Origin of the sequence: Bartonella sp. M0192, assembly GCF_016102305.1 — a bacterium.
GTDB lineage: Bacteria > Pseudomonadota > Alphaproteobacteria > Rhizobiales > Rhizobiaceae > Bartonella > Bartonella apihabitans.
In genome coordinates this window covers 1412713-1437303 of record NZ_JACFOU010000001.1, presented here as the reverse complement: position 1 = coordinate 1437303, position 24591 = coordinate 1412713, and the positions used below count along the sequence as shown (strand labels likewise).

25 protein-coding genes and 1 tRNA gene are annotated in these 24591 nt (G+C 44.5%); 7 read left to right on the top strand and 19 right to left on the bottom strand.

The annotated features are described in order from the left end of the window. Positions 1-77: 77 nt before the first annotated feature. Positions 78-1019, top strand: coding sequence for an alpha/beta fold hydrolase (locus H3S82_RS06345; protein WP_198232135.1), 942 nt, complete (start codon positions 78-80; stop codon positions 1017-1019). Here the strand turns inward: H3S82_RS06345 and hisN are convergent. Both hisN and H3S82_RS06335 read right to left on the bottom strand, forming a co-directional pair. Further along, positions 1009-1794, bottom strand: a complete 786-nt coding sequence (gene hisN, locus H3S82_RS06340) for a histidinol-phosphatase (RefSeq protein ID WP_198232136.1) — start codon at positions 1792-1794, stop codon at positions 1009-1011. The genes H3S82_RS06345 and hisN overlap by 11 nt on opposite strands. A 217-nt stretch (positions 1795-2011) precedes the next feature. Next, on the bottom strand, positions 2012-2923 hold the full coding sequence (locus H3S82_RS06335) for an N-formylglutamate amidohydrolase (RefSeq protein ID WP_246785245.1): 912 nt from the start codon (positions 2921-2923) through the stop codon (positions 2012-2014). A 164-nt stretch (positions 2924-3087) separates the two neighbouring features. Here H3S82_RS06335 and cpdR point away from each other — a divergent pair, with 164 nt between their 5' ends. Together cpdR and H3S82_RS06325 are read left to right on the top strand one after the other, a co-directional pair. After that, positions 3088-3450 (top strand): cell cycle two-component system response regulator CpdR, encoded by a 363-nt coding sequence (gene cpdR, locus H3S82_RS06330; protein ID WP_075870787.1) that lies wholly within the window; start codon positions 3088-3090, stop codon positions 3448-3450. A gap of 102 nt (positions 3451-3552) precedes the next feature. Next, positions 3553-3627 (top strand) — tRNA-Val (locus H3S82_RS06325). Positions 3628-4595: 968 nt separating this feature from the next. On the opposite strand, the gene H3S82_RS06320 is transcribed toward H3S82_RS06325, so the two are convergent. From H3S82_RS06320 to H3S82_RS06300, 5 genes are all read right to left on the bottom strand, one after another. Then, a complete protein-coding gene (locus H3S82_RS06320) occupies positions 4596-5102 on the bottom strand; it encodes a MerR family transcriptional regulator (RefSeq protein ID WP_198232137.1) in 507 nt (168 codons plus the stop codon). Positions 5103-5278: 176 nt separating this feature from the next. Then, complete coding sequence (locus tag H3S82_RS06315; protein ID WP_077971250.1) at positions 5279-5590, bottom strand: integration host factor subunit alpha; 312 nt, start codon at positions 5588-5590, stop codon at positions 5279-5281. A 74-nt stretch (positions 5591-5664) separates the two neighbouring features. Continuing rightward, complete coding sequence (locus tag H3S82_RS06310; protein ID WP_077971248.1) at positions 5665-6639, bottom strand: beta-ketoacyl-ACP synthase III; 975 nt, start codon at positions 6637-6639, stop codon at positions 5665-5667. 46 nt (positions 6640-6685) lie between these two features. Further along, positions 6686-7756 carry a phosphate acyltransferase PlsX gene (plsX, locus tag H3S82_RS06305; RefSeq protein WP_198224761.1) on the bottom strand — a complete coding sequence of 357 codons (1071 nt, stop codon included), beginning with the start codon at positions 7754-7756 and terminating at the stop codon, positions 6686-6688. Between the two features lie 135 nt (positions 7757-7891). After that, positions 7892-8473: a DUF177 domain-containing protein gene (locus H3S82_RS06300; RefSeq protein WP_246785244.1), complete on the bottom strand. Its 582-nt coding sequence runs from the start codon at positions 8471-8473 to the stop codon at positions 7892-7894. Between the two features lie 237 nt (positions 8474-8710). On the opposite strand from H3S82_RS06300, the gene H3S82_RS06295 reads away from it, so the two are divergent. Then, entirely contained in the window at positions 8711-9223 is a 513-nt protein-coding gene (locus H3S82_RS06295) for an outer membrane protein assembly factor BamE (RefSeq protein ID WP_077971242.1), read from the top strand. Between the two features lie 148 nt (positions 9224-9371). Here H3S82_RS06295 and nusB read toward each other — a convergent pair whose 3' ends face one another. From nusB to glyA, 6 genes are all read right to left on the bottom strand, one after another. Next, on the bottom strand, positions 9372-9851 hold the full coding sequence (gene nusB / locus H3S82_RS06290; protein WP_077971240.1) for a transcription antitermination factor NusB: 480 nt from the start codon (positions 9849-9851) through the stop codon (positions 9372-9374). Continuing rightward, positions 9848-10303 carry a 6,7-dimethyl-8-ribityllumazine synthase gene (locus H3S82_RS06285; RefSeq protein WP_198232138.1) on the bottom strand — a complete coding sequence of 152 codons (456 nt, stop codon included), beginning with the start codon at positions 10301-10303 and terminating at the stop codon, positions 9848-9850. Before H3S82_RS06285 ends, nusB begins: the two co-directional genes overlap by 4 nt. Before the next feature lie 194 nt (positions 10304-10497). Next, on the bottom strand, positions 10498-11106 hold the full coding sequence (locus H3S82_RS06280) for a riboflavin synthase (RefSeq protein WP_198232139.1): 609 nt from the start codon (positions 11104-11106) through the stop codon (positions 10498-10500). Then, positions 11091-12203 (bottom strand): bifunctional diaminohydroxyphosphoribosylaminopyrimidine deaminase/5-amino-6-(5-phosphoribosylamino)uracil reductase RibD, encoded by a 1113-nt coding sequence (gene ribD, locus H3S82_RS06275; RefSeq protein ID WP_198232140.1) that lies wholly within the window; start codon positions 12201-12203, stop codon positions 11091-11093. The genes H3S82_RS06280 and ribD overlap by 16 nt, the downstream gene beginning before the upstream one ends. Next, positions 12196-12678, bottom strand: coding sequence for a transcriptional regulator NrdR (nrdR, locus tag H3S82_RS06270; protein WP_198232141.1), 483 nt, complete (start codon positions 12676-12678; stop codon positions 12196-12198). The genes ribD and nrdR overlap by 8 nt, the downstream gene beginning before the upstream one ends. A 20-nt stretch (positions 12679-12698) precedes the next feature. Beyond that, entirely contained in the window at positions 12699-14006 is a 1308-nt protein-coding gene (gene glyA / locus H3S82_RS06265; RefSeq protein WP_077971233.1) for a serine hydroxymethyltransferase, read from the bottom strand. A 355-nt stretch (positions 14007-14361) separates the two neighbouring features. On the opposite strand from glyA, the gene argC reads away from it, so the two are divergent. Continuing rightward, positions 14362-15297, top strand: coding sequence for an N-acetyl-gamma-glutamyl-phosphate reductase (gene argC, locus H3S82_RS06260; protein WP_198232142.1), 936 nt, complete (start codon positions 14362-14364; stop codon positions 15295-15297). 163 nt (positions 15298-15460) lie between these two features. Here argC and H3S82_RS06255 read toward each other — a convergent pair whose 3' ends face one another. The 6 genes from H3S82_RS06255 to pcsA all read right to left on the bottom strand — a co-directional run bounded on the left by H3S82_RS06255 (position 15461) and on the right by pcsA (position 22406). Beyond that, on the bottom strand, positions 15461-16540 hold the full coding sequence (locus H3S82_RS06255; RefSeq protein WP_225867969.1) for a COX15/CtaA family protein: 1080 nt from the start codon (positions 16538-16540) through the stop codon (positions 15461-15463). A gap of 124 nt (positions 16541-16664) precedes the next feature. Continuing rightward, a complete protein-coding gene (locus tag H3S82_RS06250; RefSeq protein WP_198232143.1) occupies positions 16665-18446 on the bottom strand; it encodes a hypothetical protein in 1782 nt (593 codons plus the stop codon). A gap of 123 nt (positions 18447-18569) precedes the next feature. Continuing rightward, entirely contained in the window at positions 18570-19859 is a 1290-nt protein-coding gene (locus H3S82_RS06245) for a murein L,D-transpeptidase (protein ID WP_077971227.1), read from the bottom strand. Positions 19860-20041: 182 nt separating this feature from the next. Continuing rightward, entirely contained in the window at positions 20042-20458 is a 417-nt protein-coding gene (locus tag H3S82_RS06240) for a DUF6163 family protein (protein WP_198232144.1), read from the bottom strand. Beyond that, positions 20458-21507, bottom strand: coding sequence for an enoyl-CoA hydratase/isomerase family protein (locus H3S82_RS06235; RefSeq protein ID WP_198232145.1), 1050 nt, complete (start codon positions 21505-21507; stop codon positions 20458-20460). The genes H3S82_RS06240 and H3S82_RS06235 overlap by 1 nt, the downstream gene beginning before the upstream one ends. 131 nt (positions 21508-21638) lie before the next feature. Then, complete coding sequence (pcsA, locus tag H3S82_RS06230; RefSeq protein WP_281432059.1) at positions 21639-22406, bottom strand: phosphatidylcholine synthase; 768 nt, start codon at positions 22404-22406, stop codon at positions 21639-21641. Positions 22407-22585: 179 nt separating this feature from the next. Between pcsA and H3S82_RS06225 the strand changes: the two genes are divergently transcribed. Continuing rightward, positions 22586-23818 (top strand): UbiH/UbiF family hydroxylase, encoded by a 1233-nt coding sequence (locus H3S82_RS06225; protein WP_198237124.1) that lies wholly within the window; start codon positions 22586-22588, stop codon positions 23816-23818. A 123-nt stretch (positions 23819-23941) separates the two neighbouring features. Beyond that, positions 23942-24418, top strand: a complete 477-nt coding sequence (locus tag H3S82_RS06220) for an NUDIX hydrolase (RefSeq protein ID WP_198232147.1) — start codon at positions 23942-23944, stop codon at positions 24416-24418. The last annotated feature ends 173 nt before the right edge of the window (positions 24419-24591 follow it).

Genomic DNA, 24591 nt, shown 5'->3' with positions numbered 1-24591 from the left:
AGTCGGAAATGTTTTTTTAAATTTTGCGGACTAAATGGACAAAGGCTATAGCGAGACAACAAGGTGAGATAGTAGAATTGCACACACCCCTGACAATGCCAAGTGACAAGAATGGAATTTACTTTCTCCACACGTCCTTGATGGAAACTTCGGACAAAAGACACTTGCGCATTGTTTCGAAAGTGCAAAAACACAACTATAAAAAAGGCACTCTGATTTTTCTTCAGGGCATGGAAGATAGTTGTGAAAGATATGGAGAATTGTTTTACGAACTATCCGGCCGTGGCTTCTCTTATGCTTCGTTCGACTGGTATGGGCAAGGTGGATCTGTTCCTGATGCGACAGAGACTAAGAAAAAGTCCAGATTAACCTTCGACATCAATCAGCAAATAGGTGATCTTGACGAATTTCTGCAAAAGATTGTTTATCCCGATTGTCCACCTCCCTATTATTTTCTGGCTTATGATATGGGATGCCTTATCGCAATTTCCGCACTCGATATCATCAACAACCAGTGCCAACGCTTTATAGGTCTTTCACCACTTTTCACTCCATTGGGGTACACGACCGGCAGTTTCCAGAGCAAACTCACGAGCCTCATGAGCGATTTTGGCCTTGGCCGCTTGAAACTGCCACGAGCCAAACTACTATTTTCAAACAACAGCCGCCTGACAACAGGAAGAGGTTCTGAAGTTAGCCGGCAAAAAAAATCACAAAATATTCGCTTACCTGACAGGCGTTGGCTTGCACGGGTTCTAGAAACAGTGAATTTTGCAAAGACCCGCTTACAAAAAAACGATTTGCGTTTTCCGACAATTTTTGTTTTGGGACATAATGATAAACTGATCAATACTCAGCAATTTCTTCGTTTTAGCAACAATGTCAGGCTCGCCGACACAATGAGACTTTCTGGTGCCGGGCACGACATCCTGAATGGGACCGACAATTTAAAAAAACAGTTCTGGGCACTATTTGACACGTTTATTCCTGGCACCAAGGCCTATGATATCAGCTATTGAGGATTAATGTAGCCGCGTCGAATAATTCCGGCGTTGCTGCTGCCACAATATTTCCGGCATCCTCCGCGTTTTCACCGTTCCACTGTTTGATGACGCCGCCAGCCTGTTCGATAATCGGAATGAGTGCCATAATATCATAAGGTTTCAGTTCTGTTTCAACGACCAGATCAACAAAACCCGCGGCAAGCATGGCAAATGCATAACAATCCGCACTGTAACGCGTTAAGCGTGCTTTTGAGCGGAGTTCCGAAAAACGTGCTTTGTCTCCCCCTTTGAAAAGCTCGGGATCAGTTGTAAAAATTGTCGCTTCAGCAAGCAATTTGCACGAGCTTGTGTAAAGCTTCCGGTGCTGGCCATCATAATTTGTATAAAGATAACTTCCCTTTCCGGAACTGTAATAAAGTTCGCTTGTGAAAGGTTGTGTCATCATCCCCGCCACTGCTTTGCCAGCTTTTTTCAATCCTACAAGACTGCCCCAAACGGGCATTCCCGTAATGAAAGACCGCGTCCCGTCTATCGGATCGATGACCCATATATGGTCGTTAAGCCCATTCAAAGCGGGAAATTCCTCACCCGCGATTCCATCATCAGGACATTGCTGATGGATAAATTCGCGCAAGGCAATTTCTGTTTTGCGATCAGCAATTGTTACGGGGTCGAAACCGGTTTTGTCTTTATTATCAATTGAAAGCGTATGTCGAAAAAAAGGTAGAGAAGTCTCCTCTACTATTTTAGCGATTTTTTGAAAAAATTCGAATCCCGGAAGATCACTCATGATTACTCTCGATTGTTTATTATCAGCTCGAACCGGATAGTGATTATTTAAGCTGCTTTTTCATAAAAATTCAATGACCGCCTGACAGGTGCTCGTCACCGCAAAATGCTCTCGCATTTCCAATATATGATAGAAATCTTCGATTGGCTTTATCTTTTTGGCCAATTCACGTTCCGTCAGAAAAGTGACCGATTTGTCTTGTCTAACAATAATCACACTATTCGGCAGCTATTTTGCAAAGCGTGAATTCCTGTTCCGGAAATGCCATAAGATCAGCCGACAAAGAAGTGAGATCCTTTTGCAGTGAACTGAAATTATGGTTCGCCTCAAGTGTAATTTCGTCGAGATAGAGACTTCTATTGATTTCAATTTGAAGAGCATGGATATTTTCGGCAGGTTTTCCGTAATGGGCAGTAATAAAACCGCCCGAATACGGCCGGTTGAGACTGACATTATATCCCTTTTCTCTTAAAAGCTCGGCGGTATATTCAACAAACGCATTGGTGCAGGATTGCCCGTATTGATCGCCCAGAATAAAATCCGGCTGTTCGCCACCGTTGAAAAACTTCAGTTTTCCCGGCATTGAGTGGCAATCTATAAGAATTGCAAAACCAAACCGTTTCCGCATTAAATTGAGCGTTGATTGAAGATGCTTATGATAGGGAACATATAGACTATCAATACGTTTCAAAGCATCTTCCAGATGGATTCGCCCGTTATATATCGGTAAATCACTCGCTACGTTTTTTGGTATAGTCCCCAAGCCTGCCATAACACGTGTTGACGGATTTGGAACATAATCCGGCATAGGTTCGAAGAACATATCAGGATCGAGCTCGTATTGGGCACGATTGACATCGATAAAAGACCGTGGGTAATTTGCCGCCATAAGCGCGGCACCAAGCCCTACAACTTTCCCGAAAAGCAAATCGACGAAACAATCTTCCGACATCCGGATCGTAAAATTGTCGAGCACGGACTGCTCAAGAAAGCTTTCCGGATAAAACCTGCCGGAATGAGGTGAATTGAATAAAAACGGCACACGCAGTTCAGCCGGTTCAAAATATTGAAATGCTGTCACGCCGTTTGCATTCATATTAATAGCCTGCCCATTTTTTGTTTGTTTCATAAAAGGTAAACCAGTTTTTATGGCATTCGCAACCGGCAATTAACCATTATAAGAAACAAAGTCCATTCAACATGCCTTTACCGCTTTTTTTACCAATCTAATTTATTGTATGAGTAAGAGTGAGATAAGGTTCCAAATCGAATAAACAACTGCTGGACATTATTATGAAACGAATTTTGCTTGCCGAAGACGATAATGATATGCGTCGATTTTTAGCAAAAGCTCTGGAACGGGCCGGTTACGAAGTTACCGATTTTGATAACGGTGCAAGCGCCTATGAACGGCTTCAGGAAGAACCGTTCTCACTTTTATTGACCGATATCGTGATGCCGGAAATGGATGGTATAGAGCTCGCTCGCCGTGCAACCGAAATTGATCCGGATTTGCGGGTAATGTTTATCACCGGATTTGCTGCTGTCGCACTCAACTCCGACAGCAATACACCACGAGATGCAAAGGTTCTGTCCAAGCCATTCCATTTGCGTGAACTCGTTTCCGAAGTCGAAAAGATGCTTATCGCAGCTTAAAAGATATTTTTAAAAATCCACAATTTCCCGATTTATAAGCGATTTTTTATAAAAAGGCATTGACCTCACCGTTTTGTTGTGGTGTATGCAACAGCGTCAGATGGGCGTGTAGCTCAGAGGGAGAGCACTACATTGACATTGTAGGGGTCACAGGTTCAATCCCTGTCACGCCCACCATCTGTTTTTCAATTAATCCGTTTTCTTGCTTAAAAAAATTTGTTTTTCCGTTTGTTGCTTATCGTCATAGAACGGCAACGAGTTACCTCTTTGTTGAAGCAAACAAGCTTTTATCCCCTCTTCATATCGCACTCTATTAATTAGGCCATTTAATCGTTTCTCGTTCATGCCATGTCAATCACATGACAATTGTTCAGAAGCTATGCGTTTCTGAAAATCGGGAATCATTAAATCGGCTGCATATTCGGTTTTTTGATTCCCCACGTGACGAGTGCCTCTGCTGTTTTAAAAAATTTATGAGTGGAATTGTCGAGAAAGACAAAAATTCAATTGGCTATTCGCGTTACGCAAAGCAAACCTTTATTCAAAACCGAAAGCAAAGTTGACTCTGTGACAATTCAACCGACATGCGTTCCGGAGAAGCCGATAATAACTGCGTTAATCTGATAATTCGCCAAAAACATTCAGACATTTTACAGGAAATTGCCGGTAAAATGCTGCTTTATTGGACATAAAACGCTGCTCTATCAGACAACTGCGTCTGGAATAGGCCTTTTTGGATCCGGCTGGTGTTGCCGCTATTCCAGCGGGTTTTAGTTCCATTTAACTATAGGAAAGAAGTGGAGCTATAACAAAACGTCCTATGACATTGATATCGGCATGCTAAAATATCTTTAATTGCAAATAAGTACCGGAAACTGCAATAAAAACCCGCCCTCGCCTGTACCGTATTCAAAAACGAAGCCGCTTTATACTGACGAATTTTTGTCCACTTGAAACGCGCAGAATTGAACGAAATGGATTCAAGAAATATCAGTCATCGTTAAGAACTATTCCGATTGTCGTGGCCAATTGCATATACTGCGTCCTGACAAATCATAGACATAGTGAATGCCCGCTTTCTGTCAGATGCTAATCAACCCCGTCAACGAATTTAAAATTATATTTTTTCAGCACCAATCGAGAGCTTAACGAGCGCGATCAAGAACTCTTTTGCATTCGATCAATTCAAACAAAGCTTCCTGAAGCAAGGTTTTGTTATCCTTGCCTTTTCCGATATTGCTTCCGCCCACTTCAGTGTCGGAATCGGATTTCATGAAGCTGAACAGGCCTCTGGATTGCGGTTGTTTTGCTGGTAGCGGCGTATTTTCGGCTTCCTCTTCAGCTTTTTTCTTCATCGTAATTGCATCAATTGCAGCAACGTCTCCATTGCCCAACGCAATTACAAAGGCTATGCCGTTTTCTTTCAATAGGCGCTGTGCACCTTTTATTGTATAACCCTGTTCATAAAGAAGTTGCCGAATTCCTTTCAGCAAATCCACATCGGCTGGCCGGTAATAACGCCGCCCGCCTCCACGTTTTAACGGCTTGATCTGGGAAAAACGTGTTTCCCAAAACCTAAGAACGTGTTGAGGTAGATCCAACGCTTCAGCAACTTCGCTGATTGTACGAAAAGCATCTGGACTTTTATCCATTTTTTGGCCTTTTCCGAATATAACAACCTCGAACTTTCTGGTAATTGACAGTCACCGTAACGTTACTTCCATTTTCACAAAATTCCGGCATATGCAAATAAACAATCGGCCATTGGCTCCTGCCACAGCTGTCGAATATCGGTCTTTTTGCTCTGCCTAAATATATATAGGTAATTTTACGATTTTTTGGACCGATGACCGTCGAGAATTTTTTTCTTCAAAACATTCGATGCCTTGAACGTCATAACGCGACGGGGTGAAATCGGCACTTCTTCACCTGTCTTCGGATTGCGACCAATACGTTCTGTCTTGTTACGAACATGAAAAGTTGCAAACGACGATAATTTTACCGTCTCGCCTTTGACAATTGCATCGCAAACTTCATTAAGGATCATTTCAACCAATGAAGCCGACTCTGTGCGTGACAGGCCAACTTTTCTGCAAACTGCATCTGCTAAATCCGCGCGCGTCACTGTATTACCAGCCATAACAATCGCCTTCTTATAATTGAAGTATAAAAAACTTATACGTTAAACATATTATCGGTCAAGTTGTCTTGGCACTACCAACGGATAAGAATAGCTCCCCATGTGAATCCGCCGCCCATTGCCTCCAGCATGACCAGATCACCTTTTTTTATTCTACCATCTTTAACCGCTACCGCAAGCGCCAAAGGCACAGACGCGGCCGAAGTATTGCCATGCTGATCAACGGTGATCACAACTTTTTCATCAGCAATACCAAGTTTTTTGGCCGATGCGTCGATAATACGTTTATTGGCTTGATGAGGTACAAACCAGTCAAGCTCGGAAGGCGATATTCCGGTTGCAGAAAAGCAATCATCCACAACGTCGGTAATCATGCCTACAGCATGTTTGAACACTTCGCGGCCTTCCATTCGCAAATGCCCTGTGGTTTGCGTGGTCGAAGGGCCACCATCCACGTAAAGCTTGTCGACAAATGCACCGTCTGAACGTTGTTTACAGGCAAGAATACCACGATCACTGTTATTGCCACTCTGGTTCTCGACAGCTTCGAGAACAACAGCGCCCGCGCCGTCCCCGAAAAGCACACATGTCGAACGGTCATTCCAATCAAGAATACGCGAGAAGGTTTCCGCACCAATGACAAGAATTCGCTTGGCCATGCCGCCTTTCAAATAAAGATCGGCAGTTGTCATTGCAAAAATGAAGCCTGAACAGACGGCCTGAACATCGAACGCAAAGCCGTGCGACATTCCCAATGCATTCTGTATTTCCACCGCCGAAGCGGGAAAAGTATGGTTAGGTGTTGCTGTTGCCAGAATAATGCAGTCGATATCGGCGACAGTAAGTCCGGCATTATCAAGAGCAGCTTGTGCGGCAGCCGCTCCAAGAGAAACGGTCGTTTCATCTTTTCCGGCAATATAACGCTGGCGGATTCCCGTCCGTTGAACGATCCATGCATCGGATGTCTCGACAATCCCCTCGAGCTCGCTGTTCAACATTTTCTTTTTAGGCAGCGCACTTCCTATGCCACATATGGCAGATCGAATCATTCAGTTCTATCCTTAACCAGCGAATCAATAATTAATTTTCAATGCGTTATATATGCTCCGCACCATGGCCCGCATGGTCACCATGATTGAGAAGTTCGGGTTTTTTATCGTGAAAATGCCTCAAATCCGCTGCGATTTTCTCCAGAAGTTTATTGTTAACCATTTCATAGCCTACACGTAAAGCAGAAGCAAACCCATCCGCGTCGGTTCCACCATGACTTTTAATAACAACACCATTCAAACCAAGTAAGACACCGCCGTTTACACGTCCGGGATCCATTTTTTGCTTGAGCTTACGAAAAGCACTGATTGATAGAAGGTAACCGAGTTTTGTCAGCCATGAGCTGGACATTGCTTCACGCAATATTTGCGCCATTTGCCTTGCGGTCCCTTCGGCTGCTTTCAATGCGATATTACCTGAAAATCCTTCGGTAACCACAACATCGACAGTACCTTTTCCAATATCATTGCCTTCTACAAAGCCTTTATATTCCAGTCCGTCGAGCCCGATTTCACGCAGCATCATGCCTGCCTGCTTGATTTCATCAAGTCCTTTGACTTCCTCCACTCCTATATTAAGAAGACCGACTGTCGGACGTGCGACATTATAAAGCGCACGAAACATACCGGCTCCCATGACCGCCAGATCAACAAGTTGATCCGACGACGCGCCAATGGTTGCGCCAATATCAAGCACAAGACTTTCACCACGCAATGTCGGCCAAACTCCCGCAATGCCAGGACGGTCGGCTTCTTCCATCATTCTCAAACAAAAATATGACATTGCCATCAATGCACCGGTGTTACCGGCTGATACACAGGCATCGGCTTCACCATTTTTCACAGCTTCGATCGCTTTCCACATTGATGACTTGCCGCGCCCGTTTCGCAATGCCTGACTAGGCTTTTCGTCCATACGGGTATAGGTTTCGGTCGCAATGAATGTTGAACAGGAACCAAGTTCCGGATAACGCTTCAAAACCGGTTCAACTGCACTCGCAACGCCATAAAAAATAAAACGTATTTCAGGAAAACGTTTCTGCGCAATTGCCGCACCGGCAATTGTGATCTCAGGGCCAAAATCGCCGCCCATTGCATCCACAGAAATTCTGATCACTCTCAAATGTCCTATCAGTTTCGAATTATATATAAGCAATGCCGCAATAAAGCGACGTTGTGTGAAACTTAACGCCGAAAATACTGGTTTTAAGCCATTATACAACAATAAATTTTGTTTTTTCGACGACCTTGGCTATTTCAGTTGTTTTAAAATGGCAAAAGGTGAAGGTTCACTTTTGTCTTTTTCCATATCTTCAATATAGTTTCCGTCCACGCCTTCTTTACGTGGATAAGGATCAATCGATAGTTCGAAGAATTCTTCAAGAAAAGCGCCGATATCAATTGAATCACCATGAAATACTTCAGGCGTGTCAGGACCTTCAGCATCTACAAAAACTTCACTTGTATTATCGCGCTCTTGATATTTGACAAGCTTGGAATCGTCGGGGATAAAAACTGACTCCACCTCTTCTTCTATATGTTTTGGAAGAGGTTCGAGTGTGACGACACAAGCCTGAACTATTTCAGCCTCAAACTTGCCTTTGACACGAACACCGCGTTTCTTCCAAGGAGAAATGTGAACATCGGCGTGAAACGATTTTACCTCCAGCAAGCCATGGTTTTCCACAAGCTTCAGCCGCTCTTTTTCATCTGCATCAATCTTGATACGGATTCCTTTCACCGGTAACGAACGGACATTGACAGGATAGTGAATGGCAAAGCTCATGACGTGATGGTCATTATCATTATTGTGTGTTTGGTCATTATCATCCATAACGATTTTATCCAGCCTCTTTTCAACCGATAATTTTTCCCGATACCTTTAACGATAACGCCCAATACCTTTAACGATATCGTATGAAAGTCACAGAAAAGTCTTTGCTCTATTCCGATTTTTTTACATACTCATTGTTAATAATTGCAAGTCTCTAACGATGCAATCTATTGCAAACCGCTTTAAGGTGGTTTAGGCAAAAAGGTTGAAAAAGAAATTATCCCCGCCATGCGTTAGATGGAGATGTCATTGTTTTACACGGTCCGCATTACAACCCGAGCTAAGCGTGGGTTAATCATCGGTTTAATGGCTGCTACAACAATTACACTCGGTGGCTGTAAGTCACATGATTTTCTCAACACAAGCCAGACCTATAACGAAGGCTATGTTCTTGACGAATCGGCACTTGCTTCTGTTCCTGTCGGTTCAAGTCGTGATCAGGTTTTGCTTGCACTTGGCTCGCCTTCGATGACAGCAATGTATGACAATGAGGTATTTTATTATATCTCCCAAACGCGTTATCGCGGTGCGCAATTTATGAAGCCGAAAATTGTCGATCGTAAAATTCTGGCTATTTACTTCAACAAAAATGGACAGGTTGAACGGATTGCCAATTACGGTCTGGAAGATGGTAAAGTTTTCGATAGCATTTCGAAGACAACCCCGACCGGTGGTCATGACCAATCATTCCTGTCCCAGTTGATCAAAGGTTCGAAGGGCGTTCCCCAGTTACCTACCAATGGCCGTTGATAGTCACTTCATTCCGTTTCCAATAACAATTGTAGGCGGAGCAAAGGTGTTTGGCTCTATTGAACCGGTTTCTGCATTCGTTGCTGGTTGAATTAAAAAAGCTCTATCGAATGATAGAGCTTTTTTTGTTTTTCTTTATTGCAACAACCTATTTGTGTCTCAATTCTTTTGCCATGCGGTCGAGAACCGCATTGACCATTCGCGGTTCTTCCCCGGAAAAGAAAGCTTTGGCAATGTCGACATATTCATTTATTGCAACAGCAATCGGAACATCTTTACGATTTTTGATTTCCCACGCTCCTGCCCGCAATATGGCACGCAGTGTAGAATCAATACGCGATAGAGGCCAATCCTCCGGCAAATGTTGACGAATCATCGGATCAAGCTGACGTTGTTCCTCCACCACCCCTGCTATGATGGCACGAAACCATTGCGGGTCAGCCTCGAGATATTGCTCGCCATCGACCTCTTGTCCCAAGCGATAAGTCTCATATTCTGATGTAATTTCCAAAATACCTGTTCCGGCAACATCCATCTGATAGAGCGCCTGAACAGCAGCCAAACGTGCAGCGCCGCGTTTATTCGCGCGGCGCGGCACGTTAATATTATTGGCAGGGCTTTTATTCAATGATTTACTCCGAACTTGTTTTTCAGCGCGATCATATGTAGCGCTGCATCGGCGGCAAAACCGCCTTTATTCTTTTTATCAGGCAGTGCACGTGCCCAAGCCTGTTTTTCATTTTCGACTGTGATGATGCCGTTGCCGATAGCCAATCGCTTGCGAACGGTCAAATCCGCAATGCCGCGGCATGATTCGTTGGAAACAATTTCAAAATGATATGTTTCCCCTCTGATGACACACCCCAGTGCGACATAACCATCATAGTTTTTTTCGCCTTTTTCCGCAAAGGCAATGGCTGCCGGAATTTCCAAAGCTCCCGGAACAGTTACAACATCAAACTCTGCTCCCGCTGCTTTGAGCGTTTCCGTTGCACCTTTCAACAATGCATCGGAAATTTCATCATAAAAACGAGCTTCCACAATTAATATGTGAGCCTTTTTCAAGTTCTTCTTTGTCATAATCTGATCCTACAACTCAAAAATAGGGTTGGCACTCTATGTCCCTCAAAGCCCATTATAAACAATGGGAACGAGCCAATATACTTCCATTTAAAACAGTTTTTTAAAATGCGAAAGCGGCTTTTCTCAAAATGGCTCCAATAGAGTGCCATTTGAAGACAGCAAGGTAAATGAATTGAAAAATAACCGGAGCGCTAGTGGCGGAATTCCGATAATCGCGCAGCATATCGAGCCAATTGATCTATTTCAAGATTGACGCAATCGCCCTTCTTGCGCTCCCCCCACGTTGTCACTTCCAGAGTATGGCGTATGATCAATATGTCAAACAAATCGCCGTCGACCGAATTTATTGTAAGCGACGTACCATCCAATGCGACAGAACCTTTGCGCGCAATAAAAGGAGAAAATTCCTGCGGAGCTTTCAATTGAAAACGCCTTGCATCTCCTTCTTCTTTTATCTCCATTATCTCGGCCAAACCGTCAACATGACCGGAAACGAGATGACCTCCCATTTCATCGCCCAGTTTCAAAGACCTCTCAAGATTGATATGTCCACCAATTTTCCATCTGGAAATATTCGTAAGACGTAATGCTTCTTCCCAAGCTTCCACAGTAAAACTGTTTTTGTTTGCGCCCGAACGGGATTTTTCAACAACCGTCAGACAGATACCGGAACAGGCAATCGACGCACCAATATCGATTGTATCTATATCGTAATGAGTGAGGATTTTTATCCGTAAGCCTTCGTTTAAAGGTTCTTTTTCAGCTAGCTCGCCAATATCCGTTACTATTCCGGTAAACATTCGGGACGGAGCCTCCATTCACTGTAATTGTCTTCACCAAATTCGGCTTGTTCGATTTTCATGAAATCAGCAAGATATTTTTTGAAATCCGGTGCAGAAATCCTGTCATCGCCAAGCATTATTGTTGAACGGAACAGAACGACCTTGTCAACCGCCTTCTGGTCAAGAAAAGTCCGGGCTGTTATCGCACCGCCTTCGATTAGGACGCTTGAAATATTATTCTCAAACAATATGCGAAGGATTTGTTCGGGAGATATGGTCGTCTTGCTTCCATCACATTCAAGAAGTTTGACACCTTTTTCCTGAAGTTCGATTTTTTTTTGCTCGTTGCCGTTCTTGCTGCTTATTACCCATGTCTGAACGTTTTTTGCAGTTGCCACCAGTTGGCAATCAAGAGGCATAGTGAGTTCCGGATCAACCACGACACGCACTGGCGACCGGTCTTCAAGCCCGGACAATCGACAGGTCAGTTCGGGATTGTCTGCTAGAACAGTTCCAATTCCAATGAGAATTGCGTCGTTTTTCGCACGCATCATGTGGCTTACCGAACGCGATAGTTCATTGCTGATCAGAACATTTCGCTTGCCTCTAATACCGATACCGTTATCAGCCGATATCGCCATTTTGAGCGTCACTTCTGGACGCGATAACTGTCTTGTTGTCAGATAGGCGCTCAACCCCTCGAAGGCTTTACCTGCCAATATACCGGTTTCAACAATGATGCCGGCATTTTCCAATATTATTACACCACGCCCGCTCACTCTTTTATCGGGATCAAGACGTGCAATGACAACACGTTTTATACCGGCATTCACAAGGGCATCGGCGCATGGGGGTGTTTTCCCGTAATGTGAACAGGGTTCGAGCGTCACATAAGCTGTGCCATTTCGTGCGTTTTCGCCCGCCATTGCCAAGGCTTGCGTTTCAGCATGTGGCCTTCCGCCTTTTGCTGTCACCCCATGTCCGACGATCGTATTACCATCGGAACCGACTATAATCGCCCCGACTGAAGGATTTTCGGCAGTTTGCCCGATATGCCAACTCGCCAGACGGATAGCGGCAGCCATAAATCGACAATCGGCAATTTTATCAACCATTATTGTTGTTTTCTTTTTCTCCGTCACGATCCGACAATTCGTCTATTACATCGTGAAAATCACTGGCATTGCGAAAATTGCGATAAACGGAGGCGAAACGGATATAGGCAATATCATCGATACCTTTCAGCGCTTCCATGACAAGGCACCCTATTTGTTCCGATGATATTTCGGGTTCTCCCGAACTTTCAAGTTGTCTGACAATACCTGATATTGCCCTCTCGACACGCTCTGGATCGACATTTCTCTTACGCAAGGCAACTTCCACAGAGCGCATAAGTTTGTCACGGTCAAAAGGCACATGGCGACCGCTCTTCTTGGTGACCATCAATTCACGTAATTGGACACGTTCGAATGTTGTGAAACGGCCGCCGCATACGGGACATATGCGGCGACGGCGAATAACCGAACCATCTTCGGCCGGACGCGAGTCCTTTACCTGAGTATCTTCAGATTGACAGTAAGGACACCGCATTTTTTACTCCGTTCAAATAATCAGCCAAGATAAGGATATAGCGGGAAACGTTCGGTCAATGCCTGAACCTTTTCACGTACATGTGCTTCTACAGCAGCATTTCCCTCATCCGAATTTGCAGCTTTCAATCCATCAAGAACTTCGGAAATCAGCTCACCAATTTCATCAAATTCTTTTTCGCCAAAACCACGTGTGGTTCCTGCCGGTGTACCAAGCCGCACACCTGATGTAACAAACGGTTTTTCCGGATCGAAAGGAATTCCGTTTTTGTTGCAGGTAATATGGGCGCGGCTTAACGCACTTTCTGCCCGTTTACCGGTTGCATTTTTTGGTCTCAAATCAACCAGCATCAAATGGTTATCGGTGCCGCCGGATACAATATCAAGACCATTTTTAATAAGACGTGCCGATAAGGTTTTCGCATTTGCGACAACATTTTGCGCATAAGTTTTGAACGATGGGCGCAGAGCCTCGCCGAATGCAACAGCTTTTGCAGCAATGACATGCATGAGCGGTCCACCCTGAATACCCGGGAAAACAGCCGAATTGATCTTTTTTGCAATTGCTTCATCATTCGTCAAAATCATACCACCGCGCGGTCCGCGAAGCGATTTATGTGTCGTCGACGTGACAACATGGGCATAAGGAACAGGCGAAGGATGGACACCTCCGGCAACAAGGCCGGCTATGTGCGCCATATCCACCATAAGATATGCACCAACCTCGTCCGCAATTTCGCGAAACCGTTTCCAGTCCCAAAAGCGCGAATAGGCTGTGCCACCGGCAAGTATAAGTTTGGGCTTGTTTTCGCGCGCGATACGAGCGACTTCGTCCATATCTATTCTTTGGTCATCTCTGCGAACGCCATAAGATACCACATTAAACCATTTTCCGGACATATTGACCGGAGACCCATGGGTCAAATGCCCACCGGAATTGAGGTCAAGTCCCATAAATGTATCACCCGGCTTCAAAAGGGCGAAAAATACCGCCTGATTCATCTGGCTACCGGAATTCGGTTGCACATTTGCAAAAGCCGCTCCGAACAGTTTCTTTGCGCGTTCAATTGCAAGATTTTCAACCACATCCACATATTGGCAACCGCCATAATAACGTTTACCCGGATAACCTTCGGCATATTTGTTGGTTAGAACCGAACCTTGTGCTTCAAGGACAGCACGCGATACGATGTTTTCCGATGCAATCAACTCGATTTCATTACGCTGACGGGAAAGTTCGCCGCGAATGGCATCATATATCTCGGAATCAGTTGTTTTAAGATCGTCGTTAAAAAAGCGCTTTTGCGCCACATCCACTTGGTCGCTCATGGGAAATATTCCTAACAATGAAAAATAGCCGCTTAATAATTATCACAGCGTTATATTATGTTAAACGCTTTCGACGTGAATAGCCAATAATTCGAAAAAAATCCTCAGAAAAATCAATTTGATCTGCAATTATTATTTACTGATCGCTTGATTAACCGCTAAAACTGCCTCTTGAATAATTTTCCTCGATAAAACGCTTAAACGGTTACAAAAAAGAATTTATTTTTATCGCTTCGTAAGGCACAATATACCGCCTCTTCTGTAAAAGAATGGCTGTGTTCTTTGAGAAGAGATTAAAATCATTCGTGCAAGTCTTTTAACAACCCCAATCCCGGCGAAAATCAGGTGCAAGGAAATGCAAACAAAAGTTTTTATTGATGGCGAACACGGTACAACGGGCTTACAAATCAGGAAGCGGTTGGCCGCACGAGATGACCTCGAAATTCTGTCAATTCCGCTGGAAGACCGCCACAATGAAGCTGCGCGTTTGGAAAGATTGAATGCGGCCGATATTGCCATCCTCTGCCTTCCTGACAAGGCAGCAATTGACACTGTCAATAGTCTTGCAGGCAATGTGAAAATTCGCATCATCGACAGTTCCACGGCACACCGCATTGCCCCCGACTGGGTTTACGGTTTTGCCGAACTCACGAAAGGTCAGCCGGAACGGATAAGCTCGGCACGTTTCGTTGCCAATCCGGGCTGTTATCCCACCGGTGCGTTAAGCATTATTCGTCCATTAAGGGAAGCCGGGATTATAGGAGAAGATTTTCCAGTCTCCATTAACGCTGTGTCTGGTTACACCGGTGGTGGAAAAAAGATGATCGCGCAAATGGAAGACCCAAGCTGTGACGAAAAGATAACCGCAAATTATTTCATTTACGGGCTTAACCTCAAGCATAAGCATGTGCCGGAGATACGTGTTCATGGTAAACTTTCACATTCGCCGATTTTCCTACCAAGTGTCGGAAGATTTCCCCAAGGCATGATTGTCAATATTCCGATTCACAATTCGCTTTTACAAAAAACTGTTACAACCGATGTTTTGCGTTCTATTTTCAAAGCCCATTATCACGATAGCAAGCTCGTCAGCGTTGCGAATGAACAGGAAACCGGTAATTTGGCGCGGCTTGACGCGGAATTGCTCGCCAATACAGACAAATTGAAAATATTTGTATTTGGTGATGATTCTAACGGGATTTACAATATTTCAGCCGTTCTGGATAATCTCGGTAAAGGCGCTTCGGGAGCGGCAGTGCAAAATCTTGATCTTATGATCGGAAAATCTTAAAAATCCCGTTTTTCTTCTGCTCATAAATAATAGAAGACCGGCCAATTGATGGCCGATCTAATTTTTTTTGCTTTTTTAATTGTTTGATTGTTTGCCGGCTAATCTTTCCGCTGTTCCTGAGAGATTAAACGCACTGAAAGTCTGACTTTTTTTATCAAGCCGGTCATGCTTTTTCTACAGCATAAGCGCCTTTTGTTGCGCGCCAATGTGCAACGGCAAATACCAGTACCAATAGCGCAACACCCTGATGGATCAATCCCCAGCTGATTGGAGCCTCAAGCAAAAGCGTGATGATTCCGAAAATAGCTTGAACAACAATGGCCAAAAGCAACAGCATTGCACGGCGCGCATGGGTTGTTCCCGATGCGAGCTTTTCGACTTTCAGAGCATGGACAAGCGCTGCCAACAACAGAAGATAAGCAAAACACCGATGGACAAATTGTACCGTCAACCGATTTTCGAAAAAATTGCGCCAGGATGGCTGATCGGCGAGCAATCCTTCCGGCACCAACTGGCCATCCATTAATGGCCACGTATTATAAACTTTGCCTGCATGTAGACCTGCAACAAGAGCTCCGAGATAAATTTGCACAAGCACCATAAAAACAAGCCAACCGGCAAATTTCTGTATGCTGCGATTGGCAGGCTTATCACTATAATCGGCAAGTCCGCGAGAAACATAAGTAACGAAGATCACAACAATACAGGCCGTAACAAGATGAATCGCCAGCCGATATTGACTGACACTTGTCAAATCACTGGCGCCGAGGCCGGACGCAACCATCCACCAGCCAATCGCCCCCTGAATGGCGATAATGACAGGAACCGCGATTAATTGTGGAAGAAAAGTTTTTTCAATTCGTTTGGTTGCCCAAAACCAGATGAGTCCGAATAATGCAACAACACCGACAAGACGTGCCAATAAACGATGGGCCCACTCCCACCAGAAAATACCTTTAAATTGTGAAAGCGTCATTCCCTGATTGACAACTTTATATTGGGCTATTTGTTGATATTTCTCGAATTCATCTTGCCATTCTGCTTCGCCAATTGGCGGAATAACCCCGTGAACCGGCTTCCATTCGGTAATAGACAACCCTGAACCGGTAAGGCGTGTAGCACCCCCGACGATGACAATTGCCAAACAAAGAATTAATATGACATAAAGCCATATCTTGATCATTTTGCGATTGTGCGCCTGTCTGGCATTAGGCACGGTTTCATCAATTGCAGTCATTGTCATAACGAGACGCTTTCACTCAATAATATCTGCCGGGATTATCCGGTTCTTTTTCCTATTGGTGCAGCAATGTTTTTAAGAAAACAAGGGTGCAAGCCGCGACAAGCCGTCGCGTTTCCACTTTTTATCAATTATTGATGAGCCTGAATACCGGTTGCGCAGAATATTTCAAGAACAATTCCGTCCAATGATCTCCATCGGATTTGTCACCGGACGAAATAACAAGGCAATCGCTTTCAGAAAATATTTCTTCCAACCCGAATTCCGGCTCACCCGACATTGCAACAATAACAATCGAATAGCTGCTTTCGAGCGCCGAAATGAATGCCGGAATATCTTTAGAAAAATCCTTGGCACGAAGCGGACTGGCCAAACCTTGAGGCAAAATATCGACACCCGTGTCATAATCGTTATAGATAACTTCCGAAATTTTTGCGTCACCTGTCAATACATCTGTGAAACCACGATGAGGACCGATGAGATTTCCGATTTCATTGGTCGAGATATCAATCAAAAGAATTGCATTGTTCTCTTTTTTCAATTCCATCGACAAGCGCGCGGCAGTTTTTGCTGCTTTTTTGCCAACCACCGCAATAAATCCTGCGTGGTTTTGTTCGAGTTTTTCAACCGTTTCAGCTAAATTCAATGCAGCTTTCGGCGAGGACGGGGCGGCCGAGTTCATGCTCCCGCCGTCGCTGTTTCCTTTACGATCGGAAAATTGACCATCCACGTTTCTGCGTGTTTTAAATAAAGCGTGGTTTTTAATGATCGTCTGAATAATCAAAAGTGACAAGAAAACAATTAAAGCGAATCCCAAGATTCTGCTTCCATATCGCGATAAAACAGATTGTTTTTCGACCGTTATTGGACCATTCACAACAACAAAATTGCTCGCCCGCAATAGGCCGGATTTCTCGATTGTTTTATCATAGTCGTCCCAAATCGCCTTCAATTTTCTCTCAAGTTCGTCAAGCAACTGCTTGTCAGCGGAAGAACCGGTAACGCCGACCGTCCCATTGAGTTCATTGCGCAAATCCCGTTCAACTTTTGTCGCAACATCCGCTTGTGCATAGAGACGTTTGATTGAGAGGTCAATATTGTTTTCAAGCTCCGACTTTAGCTCATTCTGTTCAGCCCGCATTGCTTTGATCTGGGGATGGTTGCCCGCCAATTGGGTTTCCATATGGGCAATTTCTGCTGTCAACTTATTCAAATCATCAGTAGTTTTCAAAACTGCCGGATCATTGGCGATGAAGTCGAGAACAAGCGGTGACTGACCGGTATTCAAAAGATTTTTCAAAACCTCAATCGACGCATTATAGGCAACACGATTACCAATTGCGACAATGAGAGAAGAATAGAGGTCGTCGGTTTGCTTTTCTCGCTCCCCCTGTTTGGCGTTTTCACTAAAACTGTTCAAAGTCGAGCTCAAAACGTTGTTGCGCTGTGTACGAATAGTGGAAATCAGTGCCACATCGGGATTGGGATAGACTCGCTTCACTTCTTGGCGGATAGCTTCCAGCAAATTTGCCAATACAAGTTCGGCATGAGTCGCATTTTCATCATCAAACTCCAATAAAAGATGATTTTTATCATCACGGAGCGAAAGAAAATAATTGAATTTTTTCAGGTTGAACGGAATTTCCTGCTTTTCCAACAGTTCCACCGTCCGCTTCAAAACCGGCCGCGATGTGGCGATTGAAATGGCCCGATTGCGATTATCGTCATCCAATGTCAGGCCATCCAGTTTTCTGATCGAAACTTCTACCTTTGCCTCGTAAATCTGCGGTTTTGACAAACAATAAATGAAAGCGAGAACAAAACAAAAAGCCGTAATCAGCAAAACAAATATTATGTTTTGCGGCAAAAAACGCGTGAAATTTCTATTCTTTCCGGCTTGTTCTGGCATTCCTGTTCAACTGATGCAAAAGACAATGCCTTCCAGATAGAACAGAATGGGTAACTATCCCCTTAAAAAATAAAAATAAAACCGCCATAAAGGCGGTTTTTTGATGTTTTTGTCAAAAATAGTTCAACCGGCCGTATCAAGAGCCAATTGCGAGGAGCCATCCAAGTGATAAATATCGTCACGGAATTGGACAACCCCCTCTCCCGTTGACCAAGCGGAAATATAGACAAAATGAAGCGGTATGGGATCGGGAATATTAATCGGTGTATTTTGTCGGGAGGCAATCACCGCTTCCATACGTTGCCTGTCCCACCCGGGCGTATTCTTCAAAATCCACACATTGAGATCGCGAATGTTCTGAATACGGATACAACCAGATGAATCAAAACGCATCAAGCTATTGAACAGGGTTTGTATGGGAGTATCGTGCATGTACACCGAATAAGGATTGGCAAAATTTATCTTTGTCGATGACATGGCATTAATTTTACCCGGATCTTGCCGGAACATCATACTGACAGCCTCGTCACTATGCCAATTGATGCTTTCGGGGGGTACTTCCTCGCCACGATTATTAAAAATATGGATGCTGTTATCCGAAAGGTAGGACGGATTTTTTTGCATCAGAGGAATAATATCTTTACGGATAATCGACTTCGGTACTGTCCAGAACGGATTAAGGATGATCTGGCTGATTTTTGAATCCAGTAACGGGGTTTGTCGATCAATTTTACCAACAACAGCTGTATGTCTTTGCGCAACCACACCATTTTCCACGGCTTCGATTTGCGCAGCCGGTATGTTGACCATTACAAAACGCTGTTCTTGAGCCGTCATTTCGACTTTCGTCTTCAACCGCTCGACATTGATGTGAAGTTGATTAAGGCGCGTTTGGGCATCGACATTCATTGATTTATAGGTCGCCTCGCCCGTTACACCATCGGCTGGCAATCCATGACGGGCCTGAAAGCGTTTTACAGCGGCATCAACATAAGTGTCGAAAGATGAAGACATCCCCACACCACTTTGAAGGTCTCCCGACGCTGCAAGTCTTTGTCGTAATGCGGTCACTGCCGGATGTGTTACACCAATTTGCAATTTGCCCTGTTCTGTCGGAACTCTTTGCCAACCACCGCGACTGACAATACCCTCATATTGCGTAATCGCCTTTTGAGTATCTTCAACTGTTGCAAAACTTAATACCGGCTGATTGGAAGCAACTTTGGTACTCCCTGCAGGACCTGCATCAAACTGGTCATCCCAACGGGCACGCCCCGATTGCGCAAACAAAGTGTTGTTTGCCTTGGCTAAAACGGGAGCATATGACAGAGCCGTTACAGTTGCCAAAGATTTTAAAAAGAACCTACGGCCTATTGAAGGATTTTTGACCGATGTCATGTTTTTATTTGTCATTCTTGATTTTTTCCACGCATGCACTTGTCGATAAAATCGACATTGACGCTTAACAGCATTTGGTAGAAGTAATTGTCACTTTTTCCTAGAATTAACCATTTTTGTGTCTTTATCATGTCTAACAAAAAAGTGACTCTCCGTTAGCTGATAGATATAGGCATTGTCACGTTAAAATTGGGTAACTACATTATCTTTTTCTTCTTTTTGAGATAAAGAAAACCCCGAAACATAACAAATAGTATAGCAACCAAAAAATGGAATACTGCAAGCGAGGGGAAAAAAATAAAGCTTGAGCTATAGACAGTAAATGCAAGAGATTCTGTCAGGGCTGCAAAAAACCATAAGATTATTCCCCAAAGAGACCCCATCCACAGCCCAAGAGCTGCAATCGGATAGACAACGGACAGACTGACTGTCAGCACCTGCCAAAGCCAGGGCATGCGATCAATCCGCCATAGTGTTCCGGGAAATACGCCGACCATGCGTATCCAATAAAAAATGGAAAACAAGAGAGCAACAAAAGCCAGACAATGCAAAAAAATGGAATAAGATGATAATACCAGATTTGGTTTAGCTACTTGGCGTAACTGGTTATCCATTAAATATCCAATTCTTTTTCAACCGGTTGAAAATAGGAATCAACTATCTCGTCGGTAACACCGGCCAAATTTTCCGGTTGCCAATGCGGTTCGTTGTCCTTGTCTATTAATACCGCCCGCACACCTTCATAAAAATCATGATTATCCATCATGTGGTGGGCAACACGGTTTTCAAGCTTCAGACAATCGTCGAGCCCTAATGGTTTACATTGCTTCATCGCGCGCCAGGTCACCATCAAACTTGTCGGTGAACGTGCCAGAAGCGTTGCAAGAGTTTCTTTGGCAAAATCGTTGCCCTCATCGGCTTTTTGTTTGAGGAGATTAATGCCTTCCTCAAGCTTGTCGGTATTGAAGCACTCTGCAATCAGTGATCGCGTCTCGGCATTTGTTTCAAAATCAACTTCAACTGCATATTGTTCCAGCGCCGGACGTGGATTACCCTGCTCAATAATACTTGCGCGCAGATCTTCAAGCTTGTCTTGTGAAACCGCGTGGGTAGCAAGCCCAGTCTGCAAACAATCGCCCCATTTACATCTTGCACCGGTTAGAGCCAGATACATTCCGAATTGCCCGTTCAAACGGGATAGAAAATCACCTGCTCCGACATCGGGAAAGAAACCGATAGCACTCTCCGGCATAGCAAAAGTGGTATTTTCTGTCACAATCCGGTGTGAGCCATGAATAGAAATACCGGCGCCCCCGCCCATACAAATACCATCAAGTATAGCGATATAAGGCTTTGGGAAACGTCCTATATAGCTGTTGAGCTTATATTCGGAGGAAAAATAGTCATAAGCAGGGTGCCCTGCTTTGCCTTGCTTATAAGCATAAACAACATCACCGCCTGAGCAAAAAGATCTGCCTTCTCCCTCGACCACGACACATAATACATCGTCATCTGTTTCCCAACTGTGCAAGGCTTTTTCAAGTGCACGCAACATATCAAGACTTAATGCATTCAGCGCTTGGGGGCGTGCGAGACGGACAATCCCTGCCCGACCTTCTTTTAAAAACGTGACCTCGTTCCCGCCACCAAAATCAAGTTGCATAGCCCAAAACTCCTTAGGAAAACTGAAAGGCTTTTGCTATTTAAATCATTATTGGACGTAAAATCAATCAACCTTGTTTCGTTGAGGCTCAAGGCAAGAGACAAAAATTAATATTTGGTAAATTTTTTGACTTAACGTTCTTTATTCCCAAGTGTGGGGAACAGTTGCATCACAGCACCTATGAGATAAATGTAGAGGCCGGAAATTGTCATGCCAATTTTTACCCAATCGGGAGCCTCGAGCCGATAGCAAATCCCGATAATGCCGAGAGCACACCATATAAGAAAGACTGTCAAATTGAGTGGACGCAAGCGCACCACGCGCACCGGATGCAAAAAATAAATCGGAAGGAATGAAATAATCGCGGAAATCACAACAATGCTGAACGCTGTCCATTCTCCCGGTTTGACAATAAAAAGCGTAAAAATCAGCATATTCCACACGACCGGAAAACCTTTGAAAAAGTTCTCCTTGGTTTTCATACCTGTGTCGGCATAATAAATAGCCGAGGAGACCACAATGATGGCGCCGGACAAAAATGACAGTCCCTCCCCCATGAAACCGCTTTGATAAAGCGCGAATGCCGGTATGAGCACATAGGTGACATAATCGATTATGTTGTCGAGAAGTTCACCCGACCACGTAGGAAGGACATATTTTACCTGAAGCTTACGGGCAATCGGACCGTCGATACCATCAACCAATAATGCCAGACCGAGCCAGCCGAACATTGCCGTCCATTCTTTTTCGGAAGCAGCGACCAGCGATAAAAAGGCAAGAAACGACCCTGATGCGGTAAGAAGATGAACCGAAAATGCCCTCGCCTGCGGCATCGTTACCTTTTTATGACGCAGTTTTTCGGCACTACTCTTTATTCTACCAGCAAGTTTATTTTTCAAAGCAGACCAGTCCCTCTCGTCAAATGCGATTATCACATTTCAGCATAAATTTTTATGCCCTTTCTATCACTGATCACAAAAATTAAAACAATTGATTGCAATTGCTAGATTGATCCACATATTGTGTTAAATTGACAATGAGATCGCTCTATCAGCTAATATAGTAGAAAGGCCCGACTATGGTAGTTCCAACAGACAAAAATAATATAACAATTGCCGTCATCGGTGCTGGACCTGCCGGAATGATTTCTGCACTTGCAGTCGCTCAAAAAGGTTATCGTTCCTATCTGATCGGTCCGGAAACAAACAGCAATGATCTCAGAACCACTGCATTGATGATGCCGGCAATAAAAATTCTCGATTCTCTCGGCATTTGGGAAAACCTGAAAGACAAGGCAGCCGCACTTTCCACAATGCGAATCGTTGACGGAACAAAAAGGCTCATCCGCAGTCCGGTTGTGAGCTTTCATTCTTCGGAAATCGGGGAGATAGCCTTCGGTTACAATATGCCGAATGTTGCACTTAACAATGCCATCAGTGAGGCTGTAGCCGACTGTAAGCTGATCAAACGTCTCAATGTTTCGGCGAAATCTATCGTCCATAGCGATGATCACGTCACAATCACTCTGGAAGACAATTCTCATGTGGATGCCCGTCTTCTTATTGCTGCAGACGGGCGAAATTCGAAAGCACGCATTGCTGCGGGGATTGACTGCCGCCAGTGGAATTATCCGCAGACAGCCATTATCTTAAGTTTTTCCCACGAGTTCCCGCACAATAACATTTCTACCGAATTCCACACGGAAGATGGTCCGTTTACACAAGTGCCATTACCCGGCAAAAAATCCAGTTTGGTATGGGTTCTCAATCCCGAACGCGCAAACAGAATTCTTGGACTTGGACCTGAGGGACTGGCGAGTGCGATTGAAGAGAGAATGCAGGCGATGCTCGGAAAGGTAACTGTTATTACACCTGCACAAGCTTGGCCTTTATCCGGCATAGTCCCGAAGGCATTTGCCGACAAACGAACAATTCTGGTTGGTGAAGCCGCCCATGTCTTTCCGCCGATTGGTGCCCAAGGGCTTAACCTCGGTATTCGTGACGCCATCAATACCGTCAAAGCCATTGAAAGCGATCCGAAAGATCCCGGCAGCCAACGGGTCATGGAAAATTACAATAAATATCGCAAAGCCGATATTTGGGTACGCACCGGTTCGGTTCACGCTCTCAACAAAGCATTGCTTTCCGATATGTTGCCTGTACAATTCGTGCGGAGTGCCGGTTTGGAATTGTTGAGAAACTTTGCTCCTCTTCGAAACATTTTCATGCGTGAAGGGATGTATCCGGGCAACGGTCTGCGCGCGATTGCAAAAGCTTTATGTCCAACGAGCAAATCGACGTTGACAAACTGACATTGCCTTGTCGATCGACCAAATTTTTCGTTCGTCCATCGGAAATAGAGCGAATATCGTGTTTTTGTAATCAGATGACATTTATATTTTACTTCCAGCGAGGCTAACGCAAAAAGGAACGAGATGGTTCAAGCAGCAGATATAAATGGTACATTGGTAGCCGCAGACAAAAAGATCGTTGTCGATGGTGACCATTTTTTGCAGGTGGCCGCTCTGGTCTATCGACTGCAAAAAGGTGCCGTGGAGTTTCTGCTCATTACAAGTAGAGGTACCGGTCGCTGGATTATTCCTAAAGGTTGGCCAATGCCGGGGCGCACTCTATCCCAAGCAGCCCTTCAGGAGGCCTATGAAGAAGCAGGTGTGCGCGGTATTGCCGAGACGGCTTCGATTGGCTCCTATCAATACACGAAAACTGACATGCCGGGCGGTGAAAATGGCAATTTCAGTGTCGATGTATTCGCCGTACTCTATTCCCATCAGGAGAAAAAATGGCCGGAACGCGGCCAGCGCATTTTCGAATGGGTTACGCCGGAAGAAGCGGCCCGTCGAGTCGTCGAACCACAATTAAAAAAATTGCTTCTTGATTATCGTCCGCGTTGATAACAACCGGGTGACTCATGGCATATAGCCGTTGAATGCCAAGCTCCAACCCGTTCTCCGGATATTGATTCGATAAGGCTCGATTTACAGATATTTCCAAATCCCGTGAAATTACATCTGGCGGAAAAATAGCGACCACTTGTAGCGTCGGTGATTCGGGAATAGAACTCTTG